The 14,146-nt window shown below is 52.9% G+C and carries 11 protein-coding genes; 2 read left to right on the forward strand and 9 right to left on the reverse strand.

The genetic code is table 11. The features are described 5' to 3' along the window. The 8 genes from BZG72_RS11685 to csrD form a co-directional block, all read right to left on the reverse strand. Complete coding sequence (locus BZG72_RS11685; RefSeq protein WP_077666862.1) at window positions 1-3,858, reverse strand: YhdP family protein; 3,858 nt, start codon at window positions 3,856-3,858, stop codon at window positions 1-3. 3 nt (window positions 3,859-3,861) lie between these two features. Further along, complete coding sequence (rng, locus tag BZG72_RS11690) at window positions 3,862-5,331, reverse strand: ribonuclease G (protein WP_046073890.1); 1,470 nt, start codon at window positions 5,329-5,331, stop codon at window positions 3,862-3,864. A gap of 47 nt (window positions 5,332-5,378) precedes the next feature. Beyond that, on the reverse strand, window positions 5,379-5,945 hold the full coding sequence (locus BZG72_RS11695) for a Maf family protein (RefSeq protein WP_046073889.1): 567 nt from the start codon (window positions 5,943-5,945) through the stop codon (window positions 5,379-5,381). Between the two features lie 23 nt (window positions 5,946-5,968). Next, the gene (gene mreD, locus BZG72_RS11700) at window positions 5,969-6,457 is read right to left on the reverse strand and encodes a rod shape-determining protein MreD (protein ID WP_046073888.1); all 489 of its coding nucleotides are present in this window, start codon (window positions 6,455-6,457) and stop codon (window positions 5,969-5,971) included. Further along, complete coding sequence (gene mreC / locus BZG72_RS11705) at window positions 6,457-7,386, reverse strand: rod shape-determining protein MreC (RefSeq protein ID WP_077606033.1); 930 nt, start codon at window positions 7,384-7,386, stop codon at window positions 6,457-6,459. Before mreC ends, mreD begins: the two co-directional genes overlap by 1 nt. Before the next feature lie 33 nt (window positions 7,387-7,419). Further along, window positions 7,420-8,463, reverse strand: a complete 1,044-nt coding sequence (locus BZG72_RS11710; protein ID WP_046073887.1) for a rod shape-determining protein — start codon at window positions 8,461-8,463, stop codon at window positions 7,420-7,422. 173 nt (window positions 8,464-8,636) lie between these two features. Continuing rightward, entirely contained in the window at window positions 8,637-9,131 is a 495-nt protein-coding gene (locus tag BZG72_RS11715; protein WP_077666863.1) for a hypothetical protein, read from the reverse strand. Next, window positions 9,128-11,107: an RNase E specificity factor CsrD gene (csrD, locus tag BZG72_RS11720; RefSeq protein WP_077666864.1), complete on the reverse strand. Its 1,980-nt coding sequence runs from the start codon at window positions 11,105-11,107 to the stop codon at window positions 9,128-9,130. Before csrD ends, BZG72_RS11715 begins: the two co-directional genes overlap by 4 nt. A gap of 120 nt (window positions 11,108-11,227) precedes the next feature. Between csrD and BZG72_RS11725 the strand changes: the two genes are divergently transcribed. After that, on the forward strand, window positions 11,228-12,115 hold the full coding sequence (locus BZG72_RS11725; RefSeq protein WP_046073884.1) for a LysR family transcriptional regulator: 888 nt from the start codon (window positions 11,228-11,230) through the stop codon (window positions 12,113-12,115). Window positions 12,116-12,260: 145 nt separating this feature from the next. After that, complete coding sequence (locus BZG72_RS11730; RefSeq protein WP_077666865.1) at window positions 12,261-13,421, forward strand: alpha-hydroxy acid oxidase; 1,161 nt, start codon at window positions 12,261-12,263, stop codon at window positions 13,419-13,421. A gap of 105 nt (window positions 13,422-13,526) precedes the next feature. Here the strand turns inward: BZG72_RS11730 and BZG72_RS11735 are convergent, their stop codons facing one another. Beyond that, window positions 13,527-14,072, reverse strand: a complete 546-nt coding sequence (locus BZG72_RS11735; protein WP_046073882.1) for a single-stranded DNA-binding protein — start codon at window positions 14,070-14,072, stop codon at window positions 13,527-13,529. Between the last annotated feature and the right edge of the window lie 74 nt (window positions 14,073-14,146).

The raw sequence follows: 14,146 nt of genomic DNA on the forward strand, positions 1-14,146 counted from the left end.
TCACTCCTTGGCGTTTTCTGCTTGTTGGCGCAATCGTTCCGTCGCGTCGGCCGGCAATGCGAGTGCCTCTTTATCACGCGACACTTCCCTGATATCGGGCGTCCCTATCGGGCCGCTTACTTGATAACGGACTTGGGTGAAAACGTCCACCACGGGAGAAATGGCGGTGGTGACCGCTAACACATACAGCGCCGTCTGCGGCGTGACCGCAAACGCGCTCAGTACTGGGATCCCAGAGGTAATATCCGGCGTAAACCGCACATCGGCGTTGACGCGATTGGTCACCAAATTGGCAATCCCTTTAATAACCATATCACCGGCAATCCCATCCATGCGGATATTATCCGTCACAACCACGCCATTTGTGATCACAGCCCGTCCGGTAATGTCATCAAAGGCCAAACCATCTTCAAATACGCCCGAGAAATCGAGCTGGATTTTACGTAAGATAGAATCAAGGCTGAACAGCCCCAACAGTTTACCGGCGCCCCCCACTCCGCTTAAATAGCCGTCTTTTACATCCGAGCGAATGTCACCATTAAGGCTGGCAATATCGACCTGCCAAGGCAGGCCGGCGTAATCTAACGAGGCTTGAGTCGAAAAGCTGGCGTCTTGGATCCCACCACTGATGCCAAATCGTCCCATGAGATCTGAGGTACTCTCCCCGCCTAACGCGAGGGTCAATGCGGTTTGATTGTGGCCTTGCTCGTCAATTAGCCAATGACCGCTGATGGACGCGTGGTTTTTCCCACTCTCCAGCGTCAGAGAAGACAGGTCGACCTGAGAGGCTTTCTTATCAAGTACCGCCTCAATGCGTCCGAGCCGATACCCTTGTAACCACAGATCCTCAATCACCAAGTGTGTCGGCGGAATGGCGGCAAGTAAGGCTTTATCTTCCGGGGTCGCCCGTGTATCCACAGGTTCAAAAAGGGGGGTATCCGTCGGTTGCTCGTCGTCGGTCAACTGGCGATTGATATGCCAATGGTCAATCTCAACATTCAAGCGCCCTTGTGTCGGCCACATGGCTTGCCCGCTAAGCTCACGACTGCCCATTAACACATCCCAGCCATCGGCTTTGCGTCGCGCGGCTAAAGACACATCATGAAACGCTAAAGGGTCGGCACTGACAGCATCAACCTTGGCATTAATACGCTGAGGCATGGGTAAAGCAGGGTACTGTCCGCTTCCGCTCGGCCAAGATTGACGGGCTTGCTCCCAGACGTTTTTCCAAGCCGCGAGATCGAGTTGTTCAAGCGTTAGATCAAAACGATGACCACGCGTTGCCAATAGCCGGGTCCCTGGCTCTCCAATCTGCCATTGACTCGCGGTAAACTGCGGGCGCTGACCTTGGGTATCAATCCGTGCGTGATAGCTCACTTTGGGTAGGACCACGCGCCCCGTCAAGCCTTCACTGTTTCCCGTCGCCTCGATACGCGCCTGCCCTTTTTGCCAGCGTGGCTTGTTAAGCGGGGCTGGCAACGTCGACTGCAGCGGCGTGGTATCAACATCCACACCAAGCCGATAATCAAAACCGGTGTCATTTAAGGTTAAATCGAGCCCCGCCTGCCAACGTGCACCGCCCGCCAGATAGGGGTCAAGTGGCAACGAAAGCGTGTCCAGCAATGGCACTACATCCCAATCAGCGTCGAGATCTAAATCAAGCTGATACCCGGCCTCCACCGTTTCTCCGCTAAAGCCAAGACTGATCGGCTGCCCTAACCACTGCGCCTGCATCGATCGGGTAGTCAGGGTATCGTCACTAAAAGCCAGCTCGCCGGACAGGTTATCCAGTTGCATATCGGGTGCCTGAATCGATACCTGGTTGCCGGTAAAGCGAACCCTCCCCTCGGCATGAGGTTGCTCACCATTGAGCGGGATATCGAGTCCTAGGTCAGCGTTGACAAGCCCATCGACTTGCACATGGGTCAAGGCCGCTCCCACCGTATCGACCAAAGGCGTCGCCAGCATGTATTGACGGACAGCCGATCCGGTTGCCGCCAATGACGCGTTAATATCGAGGTAACTGTCCGGCTGGGTCATATCGGCAATCTCAGCCTGCACTTGGCGACTGACGGCGTCGCCCAAACGAACATGATCACCTTCAATCGCTAAGCGCGCATTTTCAAACAGTAAACGGGCGTCGAGCTCCGTCAACGTCGGCCAAGCAGTGTTAAAGCTAAATGCCCCGCCGCGAAGTGGCACCATGGCTTGGAAAATACCGCTGTGATCTGAGTAAGGGAAAGCGTCGAGGGCTCCAAACCAAAGAATTTCACTGTCTTTGGCTCGTCCGGCTTGAATGGCGCGAGAAAGGTAATCGGTTAAGGAGTCTGGCAATGCTCGAGTGGGGAGATAGCGCCATGTCTGTCCAGCATCAGATACGTCAGCCTGCACGTATAACGCCAAAAAAGGCGCGCCTTTTGAGGGAATATCCAGACGAAATGCGCCTGAGCCTTGCACGTCTGCCCCGCGCACCTTGGCCTTATCACTCCATACACTCAGGCCACGATCCGTTTGCTGCCAATTCAGGGTTAAACTGCCGTGCTCAAGCGGGAGCGGTGCTTGAAAAAAGTCCCCGTACGGCAGAGGTTGTGCTCCCAGCGCTAGCTCAGCTTGGCCTTGTCGGCCTTGCCCAGAAATCGTCGCGCTCAAGCCTTTGAACGCCGGCAGGTAGCCCCAGCGCTTGGCTGAGACCGCTTCGAGCTTGGCTTGATAACGTAACGGGGCGTCGGGTGCTTTACTCAACGCTAAGGAGCGGATCTGACCTGATGGGGACAACGCGGCCGCCACACTGTGCTGTTGCGCCGATTGACTGGCAAGCCCAAGCAAAGGCCGTAAAGAGGCAATATCGACGTCGGCCGCATTGAGACGCCAGTTGTCCAACGCCCCCTGCCAAGAAAGCTGTGACATTGCCGCTTGCGTGGTCGTGCCGGTTTGTACCCATAGTCCATCCGTGTCGAGGCGCCATGTCTGTTCATCCAAGGCCTGCAACTGAACATGGCTATCTTTTATCGCCCATTGCTTCGCTTGACGCTCATCCTCTTGCCACGCTAACGCGAAATGATCAATCGACAACAGTCCATTGTCGACACGCCCCTGCTCCACCCTGACCCAGGCTTTTGCATCTAAACGCGCGGTGTTGATGGTGGCGGATGGCGTGAGCTGTTGGGTCAGCCAAGGGGCAATATCCATCGCCTCACTGGCCAAATAAAAATCTCCCGTTAACGTACTCAAGCCGTCGGTTTCGCGGAAGGCAGCATTAACACGCACCTTTTCCAGTTGCGTGCCTTGCATGCCTAGTCGCCCTTGTACTTGGTGCTCACCTTGGTTATTGCGCCAAAACAAGTCACTGATCACCAGAGTCTGCGTTTCCAGCGAAGGGGTGACTAGGATCACCTTGGCATTTGGGATCGAAAATTGCCCTAACCGCGCCAAGAATAAGTCTTCTAGCCGCTCGCGTACGCCCGCTTGGGTATTTTTATCTGGTAGCTGACCGGTATCAAACACCAAGCCGTCGAGTGTGACATGGGAGAATACCGGCTGACGCCGAATGAGGGTGGCAGAGACATCCAGTTGCAAACTGATTGCGCGAGCGGTTAACAGCGGGGGGCCGTTGTCGCTGGTGGCGAGCGCGACGTTTTCGAGTCGCAGTGACGGCGTCAGATTGCGCCACTGGCCCGCAATACCATCCAGTTGTGCGCTAAAGCCGGTTTGCGCCGATACCCACTGCCGAAGCGGCGCTTGCAAGATCTCCATATTGGGCAATAGAAAGCGCAAACCGCCGACTAGTAGGGCGGTTATCACTATCACACTGATCACGCTGACCGTAAGCCAGCGCATACCCCTTCTCACCCAGGTCATGGATTACATCATTACTACGTCAAACTGTTCTTGCGTGTATAACGGCTCGGATTTCACTTTCACTTGCTTACCGATAAACACTTCTAACTCCGCCACAAGGTGCGAGTCTTCCTCTGCCAATGCCTCAATCACCGCAGGGGCCGCGTACACCACAAATTTATCCGCTTCATAAATGCGGTTAACGCGAGTAATTTCACGAAGCACTTCATAGCAAACGGTTTCCACGGTTTTAACCGACCCTCGCCCATCACAGGTTGGACAGCCACCACACAGTACATGTTCAATACTTTCTCGCGTGCGTTTGCGTGTCATTTCCACCAGCCCTAGCTGAGTGAAACCATTGATGTTGGTTTTCACTCTGTCTTGGCTGAGCGCTTGCTCAAGAGAGTGCAACACGCGACGCCGATGCTCATCCGTGCTCATATCGATAAAATCGATAATGATGATCCCACCGAGGTTTCTCAGCCGTAATTGGCGAGCAATCGCGCGTGTGGCCTCAATATTGGTATTAAAGATAGTCTCATCCAGATTCCGCCGCCCAACAAACGCGCCTGTATTGATGTCAATGGTGGTCATCGCCTCGGTCTGATCGATAATCAGGTAGCCGCCAGACTTGAGCTGGACTTTGCGCTCCAACGAGCGTTGGATTTCATTTTCGGTATCATACATATCGAAAATCGGCACCTGACCGTCGTAATACACCAGCTTGTCGGCCAGCTCCGGCACAAATTCAGAGGTGAACTCTTGGAGCTTTTCATAGGCTTGCTTGGAGTCAACCCGAATTAAATCCAGCTCGGTACCCACAAAGTCACGCACGATGCGCTGTGCCAGTGCGAGCTCACCATACAGCATGGATTTGGCTGGATAACGCGTGCGGCGCTCTAACACCTTGTTCCACAAACGCTTTAAAAAGGCAGCATCTTGCGCCATTTCATTGTCTGTTGCCCCTTCAGCGGCGGTACGGATAATAAAGCCACCGAGCTCGTCGCAATAATCACTGACAATGCTTTTGAGACGTTTACGCTCGTCTTCACTTTCAATGCGTTGTGATACCCCAACATGGGCCGCACCTGGCATGAAGACCAGATAACGCGAAGGCAAGGTAATATCGGTGGTAAGGCGCGCGCCCTTGGTGCCCAGCGGATCTTTGACCACTTGCACCACAATATCTTGCCCTTGGCGAACCAGCTCGGAGATATCGCGCACTTGGAATTGTTGCTTCTCATTTTCCGACACACACTCGGTATGGGGAACAATATCTGAGGCATGTAAAAACGCGGCCTTCTCTAGGCCAATATCGACAAAGGCTGCCTGCATGCCAGGCAACACACGACTGACTTTGCCTTTGTAGATATTGCCTACAATACCGCGTTTGGCTTCTCGCTCGATATGGATCTCTTGGAGGTTCCCCCCCTCAATCATCGCCACCCTGGTTTCGCTGGGGGTGACGTTTATTAGCAGTTCCGCACTCATGGTTTCCCCGAATCTCTCAAAAGTGGGGTCTAGCGACAGATGTGCGCTCAGACCGAAAATTGTTTGAGCAGCTGCTCGGTTTCATACAGTGGCAAACCAACCACGGCGTGATAGCTTCCATCAATCCGGGTGACAAATTTACCGCCCAGCCCTTGAATCGCATAGGCGCCAGCCTTATCGACTGGCTCGCCCGATTGCCAATAAGCCTCAATCTGTTCATCACTTAGCGTACAAAACCACACCTTGGTGGTCACCACAGTGGTGATCTGCTTCATGGCATTGGCGACAGTGACCGCTGTCATCACTTGGTGTTCGCGCCCTGACAGTTGCTTAAGCATTCGGATCGCCTCCGCTTTATCATGAGGCTTTTCGAGGACCTGTTCACCGTCAACCACAATGGTATCAGCACCGAGCACTGGGGTATGGCCACCGGTTTGCACGACCCCTGCCCGCGCCTTGTCTTGCGATAAGCGAGACACGTAAGCATAAGGCGACTCACCGGCCTGTTGTTGCTCCTCCACATCGACCACGACACGGGAGAAATTCACGCCCATCTCGGTGAGCAGTTCATGACGCCGAGGCGACCCCGAGGCCAGATATAAATCAAAGCTCATGATACCTCTTTACGATTAGTGCGTTAGCGAATGGCAAAGCGACGACGTAAACGGCGCAATAATAGGAAGATCCAAGGCCAGAGTATAAAGTTAAGCACACCCGCCCAAAGCTGCTCTGGATTAAACTGTACGTTAGACACCAAGTACTCCGCCCAGAACTCGATCAATTTTCCCGCCAAGGTCAGCAATGCCAATAAGAGTGCCTGCTGCCAATACGACATGTTGCGTAACAATTGAAAGTTCAGCGCGACGATGTAAACCAAAATCGCCATCATCAAGCCACGCACCCCAAGGGTCGAGCCCAACATCAAATCCCATAAAAGGCCGAGTACTAACGCGGTACCGACATTAACCCGGTGGGGCAATGCCAGCACCCAATAAAACGTCACCAGCAATACCCAAGAAGGACGAAAGGGTGCAAGCTCCCCCGGCCAGGGCGCGGCTTGCAAAATCAGCGCTATGATAAAAGAGAGCCAAATTACAAACTGGCCGCGAAATGTCACATTTGCCATTACGGCGATTCTCCCTCACCATCTGGAGATGGCGCTGTATCAGGTGATGGTGCGGTGTCTGATGGCGGCTGCGCGACAGGTTGATCCGGGCGTGCATTCTCGCCCTTTTCAGGTGTTGGCCACACCAAAAGCAGATAACGCAGGCGATCAAACTTCACTGCTGTGGTGGCTCGCACTTGCGCAAATGGGCGCTTATTATCAAACGAAAACTCCGTCACCGTACCAACCGGGTAGCCTTCAGGAAAGACACCGCCCAGTCCCGAGGTAACTAACTTATCACCCACCTTGATATCCGTGCTGCTAGGAATATTGTCTAAACCAATGTAGTGGGTCGACCCGCGCCCAGACGCAATCACGCGAATATCATTGCGCATGACCTGAACGGGGATCGCATGGGTGGGATCGGTCAGCAGCAGAACGCGGCTATTGTGGGCGCCCACATACGCAATTTGGCCAACCACCCCGTGCTCGTTGATTACCGGTTGCCCTTCATAAACCCCATTGGTCCGCCCTTTATCTAGCATGACTTGATGTTTATAAGGGTCCGAGTCAACGGCCATGACTTCAGCCACCATTTTCCGTTCGTCACGAATAAACGACGAGCCCAGTAGCTCGCGTAGGCGCTGATTTTCGCGCTCTGTCTGCGCTAAAAGAAGCTGGTCACTTTCCAGTTGTAACACCTGCTTTCGCAATGCGCGGTTCTCTGCCACTAAACGTTGATGAGAACGAAACTGCATCACCAGTTCATCTAAGGTGTCGCGCGGGACGTTGGACGCATACTGTAGCGGTGCCACCAGCGTGTTTAGGAAATAACGCACTCCTGCGAACGCATCAAGACGACTATCAGCCAGCATAAGGCTGACTGATAGTAAAAGAGCGAAAAACAGGCGCAGTTGCAGAGAGGGTCCTCTGCCAAACATAGGTTTCATAATGAAAACGACCTGTTTGTAGGCGCAGTCACGTTAATCTTCGCTAAAAAGATCACCGCCGTGCATATCGATCATTTCTAGCGCTTTACCTCCGCCACGTGCGACACAAGTCAGCGGATCTTCGGCAACGACGACTGGAATGCCGGTTTCTTCGGTAAGCAAACGGTCAAGATCGCGCAGCAGCGCACCACCACCGGTGATCACCATGCCACGCTCAGAAATATCAGACGCCAGCTCTGGTGGGCATTGCTCTAGTGCCACCATCACCGCAGAGACAATCCCAGTCAGGGGCTCTTGCAGCGCTTCTAGGATCTCATTGGAATTAAGTGTGAAGCTACGCGGCACCCCTTCAGCAAGGTTACGACCACGTACCTCAATTTCACGCACTTCATCGCCTGGGTAAGCGGAGCCGATTTCATGCTTGATGCGCTCTGCGGTGGCTTCACCAATCAAGCTGCCATAATTTCGGCGAACATAGTTGATAATCGATTCATCGAAACGGTCACCACCAATACGTACCGACGATGAATACACCACGCCATTAAGCGAAATGACCGCCACTTCTGTGGTACCACCGCCGATATCGATCACCATCGAACCCGTTGCTTCTGATACCGGCAAGCCTGCGCCAATCGCCGCTGCCATGGGCTCATCAATTAAATAGACTTCACGTGCACCGGCACCTAATGCCGACTCACGGATGGCTCGGCGTTCAACTTGGGTTGAGCCACAAGGTACGGCCACCAAGACGCGCGGGCTTGGACGCATGTAGCTGTGATCGTGCACCGATTTAATAAAGTGCTGCAGCATTTTTTCGGTGACGTAGAAATCAGCAATCACACCGTCTTTCATTGGACGAATCGCGGCAATGTTCCCCGGTGTTCGACCCAGCATCTGCTTCGCATCATGACCCACAGCAGCCACACTCTTGGGAGAGCCTGCACGGTCTTGGCGAATAGCGACAACAGACGGCTCATCCAGAACAATGCCCTGTTCTTTTACGTAAATCAGTGTATTGGCGGTTCCCAAGTCAATGGATAGATCGTTGGAAAACATCCCGCGAAGTTTCTTAAACATGATGGTCGATTAATCCTGCAAGCTATGAAATCAGACAAATTGAGCTAAATGTATCAACGCGCAAGGTAAGCGGCAAGATACGGTGCTGTAAACCTGAATGAGATCTGTGTTTTTTTTCAATGCGCTGTCATTTTGATGGTTTTTCCATCAAAAACGCATTATTCCTTTTATCTTTATCGGGTCGGTGATTGGCATGACTGATGAATCACCAACTGCGTCGATGCCTTCGTTGACGCCGTTGCCTCGTAATACGTTAAGTAACAATCCGTCGCTGGCTGATCAGGGAGCCGCCAGATAAAGTCGACCCGATTTTTCTCTGGATAGCGTCGCAACTGCCAACGCGTTGTATCCTTCAGCGCCGTCACTAACTCAGGCAAAGCACTTGCCTCAGGGTAGCCATAAGACACACGAATGGACGTGCCGTTGACGGTCAGTGATTGTTCCGCCTGATCACTGACTCTTTTCTTCTCGGCCAACGCGTGTGTTTGCGTCATGGCGCTGTCGATGCCGCTTTTTAAACCTTTTAACGCGGACACATTAGCATCCGCCTCATAATCGTAGAACTTAGGGATCGCTATCACCACCAGCACCGACAAAATACTGACCACTAGTAAGGCTTCTAACCACCCGCGTCCTTGTTGATGGGAGAGCTTGATGACTTGACTCATCGCTTCCCCCATCGGCGGCGTTTTTTCTGTGCTGGGTGCGGAGACATTTCCGCCCCAAGCAGCCGCCCTTGTCCGCCCGCGACACCCAGTTCTTTCACCACTGACCATTCCTCATTGGTTTCCACGCCTACCGCCAGTACCTCGGTGGTGGTAGCCTCACAAGCACCTAACACGCTGCGCAAATACAGCTGGTTCTCTGGCCGTTGGTGGATATTGCGCACCAAACTACGATGAAGCTTAATATAAGCGGGTTGAATATCTTTAACATAGTGAGTGCTTACTATCGTTCTACCTGCTTGGTCAACAACTAGACGGCACCCTAACGCGGCAATCATTCGTAAGCAAGGCCGCGCCGCATCAAAGTGTGAAACCAAAGCGCCTTCAGACACTTCCACCAGTAAGCGATTCAATGTACTTCTTGGCGTTTGTAGCAACATATCGCGCAACCACACCACAAACTCACGTTGACAAAGTGAGTACGCACTTACATTGACGGCGTAGTTATCGATGTAGTCACGCGTTTTTAGCCACCACAGCGCGCGACCCACGGTCGCCTTGTCAAACGCCACGTCCATGCCAACCCATTCGACCCCTGGCCAAAAGCGCGAGGCCTTAAGCACCTTGCCTTTTTCGTCCTTAATTCGGCCTAAAAGTTCATAATGAAGGCGGGTTTTGCCATCTCGCGCAAACACCGGTTGGCGATAAAGCATCGGTCCCTCTCCTGCCATCACCGACTCGAGTAAGGTGCGCCAACGTACACTACCACGTTTATCCAGTTGGCTTAGTTGTTTGTCGAACTGTGACCAACCATTCTGGCCGGTTAGCGCCGCCGCTTTAAGTGCACGTTCAGCTTCATCCATTAGTCGCCCACGTCGCTCACTGGCGCCAAATGAGGTCATCCCAAGGTGGAACCAATTATCTTGATCCAACGCCTCGGGTGGCGCGAGTTTATCTAACGCATTGGTAATTTGCGCTAAAAAGGGATGCACTTCTTCTCCCGCTTGGTTGATCAGCAAAATGGCAAAATCCGAGGCAAAATAACGTGCCAACACGGCATCCGGAAAACGCTGAATCGCATTCGACAGAACATTGCCAATCGCTTGAATCAATTGATCGGCGGCTTCTTGCCCGTGCTGCGCCACCAGATCGTCCCATTCCGCCACCCTCACTAGGATCACACTGCCTTGGCTGGCATCATCACTGGCTAGTGTGTGCAAGCGATTATCAAACATCACGCGATTCGCGGCGCCGGTGAGTTGATCTAAGAAGGTGTTGGTGCGAATAAAGGTGTCAAAACGACTACGCTCTTGGCGCGCTTCTTTAAGCTCTTCGATCAGTTGCGTTAACGCCGCGCTTGCCGGGATCGGCCACTCGCGGCTATCACCTTGCTGCGCATCATCGAGTCGCCCCGCTAAGATCAGTCGGCCACGCTGCTCAAGCAACTCACTGCCATACAGCTGACGCCGGAGCCAACGGATCCCCCATGTGAGCCCCAAGACAATCACCAAAATCGCCGCCGATAAGGAGGACAATGGACCAATGGAATAGGCAAACTCCGCATACGGCGGCACAAAGGTCAGTTTGACCGCAAACCCTGGGTTGCTATCGAGCGGTATATCACGAGAGATTACCTGTTGATTGGTCACCGCCTGGTATTGAATTTGCTCATATTGATACAAGATCCCAGCGTCCGAGTAGATAGTGAGGGACGTCACGTCACTGGCTTTAAGCATCTTGGGAAGCCAGCGAGAAAAGTATTGGTTATCACGCTGGTCACTGGCCATCTCTTGATCAATCACCTCAACCATGCCGTCAACATAATGCGAGATGAAATCAATCCCCAATTGGCGGAAGCTGATCGCACCGCCGATAAACAACACAAAAATGGCGCACACCACAATAAGCGTGACAAATGCAACGAGTCGGTTGGTCAGCTTCATACCGCTGACTTTGATCGCACTGGCTGTTCTATCCATGATTCTCTGCTGACTTGGGTCGCCTTCGGGGGCTAGTAGCCGCTATTATCAGGCTTGGTTATCATAATGTGAATGCCTAGACCACGAATCGGTGGCTGTCTTTTTACGCAACGAGGACTCATGGACTGGATTACCTGTACACAAAGCTTTATCTGCGTGGTGGATCATGGCTCGTTGGCCCAAGCGGCCACCAAGCTACACACCTCAAGCTCTGCCCTGTCAAAACGCCTAAGCTGGCTAGAACGCCAACTGGGGGTTCAATTGCTCAAACGCACCACACGCAGTTTGTCGATGACAGATGCGGGTGATCTCTTCTACCACCGCGCCAAGACGTGGGTCGATGACTGGCAACAATTAGTCAGTGAGACCACCTCCACCTTTGGTGAGGTCAGTGGTGTATTGCGTATCGGTGCGCCATTGGTGACAGGGAACCGCTTTCTGGTCAACTTTATTGCTGAGTTTCTTGAGATTTATCCGAAAATCAAAGTCGAACTCACCACCCTCACCCCTGGCCAGCTGCCGGATCTGAATCTGGACGTGGTGATCAGTCGTGAACTCGAGTACTTTAACTCCGCCAGCTACATCGCCGCCAAATTATTTGATTTTCAACCTGGCTTTTTTGCTGCCCCTGCCTACCTCGAGCGCCATCCGCCCATCACCACGCCAGCGCAACTTACCCAGCATAATATTTTGCTTTACGGTAATTCGCATCAGCCTCAAGAGCGGGTGTTTGAAGATGGCACCCGCTTACAATTGTCCGGTAATTTTGTCTCACCCAACCCTGAAGCCTTGGTCAGTGCCGCGGTGATTGGCATGGGGATCATTTTAGGGGGCGCCGGGACGGTGCAAAAAGAAATCGACCAAGGCTTATTGGTCCCGGTGCTACCAGCCCTTAAGCAACCACGATTATCGGCCTACGCCTACTACCCTAAGCTGGAATACAACCACACCAAAACCAAATTATTTATCGATTTTATTAAACAGAAAGTTAAAGATTTGTACGTTTAGCGTGCAGGCAAAGCAAGAGGTAACGCCAACTATCATCGGGGCTTAGCCGATTTTGGAAAAAGTATTTTATCTTTTATCTATATATCGATAACAATCACTGCGCTAGGGTGAGACAAGACACTCACCTCAACAACGTGCAATATTCATGGCCTATTATAATCCTAAGTACCCCGATACCCCCTCGCTTAAACGTGCAGCAAAACGGCGTATCCCAGCCTTCGCCTTTGATTATCTTTGCGGCGGTTGTCACGATGAAATTGGCGTGGCGCACAATGCCGGGGCGTTTGAACACGTAAAACTGCAGTCTGACTTGCTTGCGCCTACCCCAGAGATCGACTTATCCGTCGAGCTATTTGGCCAACGCTATGCCGCGCCTTTTGGCGTCGCCCCCGTCGGACTTCAAGGGTTAATGTGGCCCAAAGCGCCGGAAATTTTGGCAAAAGCGGCCTATCAAGCAAAGCTTCCTTATGTGCTCAGCACCGTATCCTCAGCGAGTCTTGAGACCATCGCCGAGATCTCTGAGGGAACGGCGTGGTATCAACTCTATAACCCAACGGATGCCAAGATCCGTAAAGATCTCATGGGTCGCATTAAAGGTGCAGGGTATAAAGTGCTGGTCGTCACTGTGGATGTGCCGACCTTCGGTTATCGCCCGCGCGATATAAAAAATGGCTTGGCGATGCCGCCGAAAATGAACCTACGCAATATCGTGCAAATGATGCAGTGTCCGGCATGGAGCTGGCAGACGTTACTGGCTGGCGTGCCTGAGATGCAAACACTCAAGCCTTACATGCCAAAAAACATGCCCACCAGCGAACTGGCGAACTTTATGAACAATACGGTGATGGGCGCCGTCGACTTCGACAGCCTCAAGGTGATCCGCGATAACTGGGACGGCCCCTTGGTATTAAAAGGCTTGGTCAACCCAGACGATGTCAAACAAGCGGTTGCGCTCGGTGCCGACGCAGTGGTCTTATCCAACCATGGGGGACGTCAGTTAGATGTTGGCGAGTCGCCACTGGATACCATTCAAACCATCAAGCGCTTATATGGTGACAAGATTAAACTGCTGATGGACAGTGGCGTACAAAGCGGCGGGAATGTAGCCCAAGCGATGGCCATGGGCGCCGACTTCACCCTGCTGGGCCGCACTTTTGTCTATGCCTGTGGCGCGTTGGGCCATCATGGGGGGGAACACGCGATAGATATGCTCACCCAACAAATGACCCAAGTAATGGGCCAGTTAAAATGCCCAACGCCGGCGCAATTGCTGCACTTTTTAAAAGCGGGCCCCGGTGTCGCCTAACCCAGCCCGTTCAGTAACCGACCACGCCAAAAAGCAAAAAGCCCCAACAGGGGCTTTTTCGTTTCAACCACGTTGGCGTTGACTCGCCACTTAACGCAGTCCGTTTTAGAACGGAATATCGTCGTCAAAATCAGGCAAATCGTTGTATTGCTGCTGAGGTTGCGACTGTGGCTGTGGTGCCGACTGCTGCGGTGGCTGTTGGTTAAAGTTTTGCTGTGGTTGTTGAGGCTGCTGAGGCTGTCCCCATCCACCTTGCTGCTGCGGTGACTGCTGCATGGGCTGACCTTGGCTCTGACCACCACGGCCACCCAGCATTTGCATGCTGCCACTAAACGGTTGTACCGCGACTTCCGTGGTGTAACGGTCTTGCCCGTTTTGGTCTTGCCACTTGCGTGTCTGCAGTTGGCCTTCGATATACACCTGAGAGCCTTTGCGCAGATACTCACCCGCGACTTCGGCGGTTTTACCGAACAGCACAACACGGTGCCACTCTGTTTTCTCACGCATCTCACCGGTGTTTTTATCACGCCATGACTCTGAGGTCGCGAGGCTGAGGTTCGCCACCGCACCGCCGTTGGGGAGGTAACGGATTTCCGGATCGTTGCCCAAATTACCAATCAAGATGACTTTGTTTATGCCACGGCTGGCCATAGGTGACTCCCACTGTTCTTGGTTGCGCGCGAAACGATTTCGCAAACTGGATAAATAAGGAGGAAGTCTAGCAC

Source organism: Salinivibrio sp. PR6 (assembly GCF_001995955.1).
In the GTDB taxonomy this organism is placed as follows: domain Bacteria; phylum Pseudomonadota; class Gammaproteobacteria; order Enterobacterales; family Vibrionaceae; genus Salinivibrio; species Salinivibrio siamensis.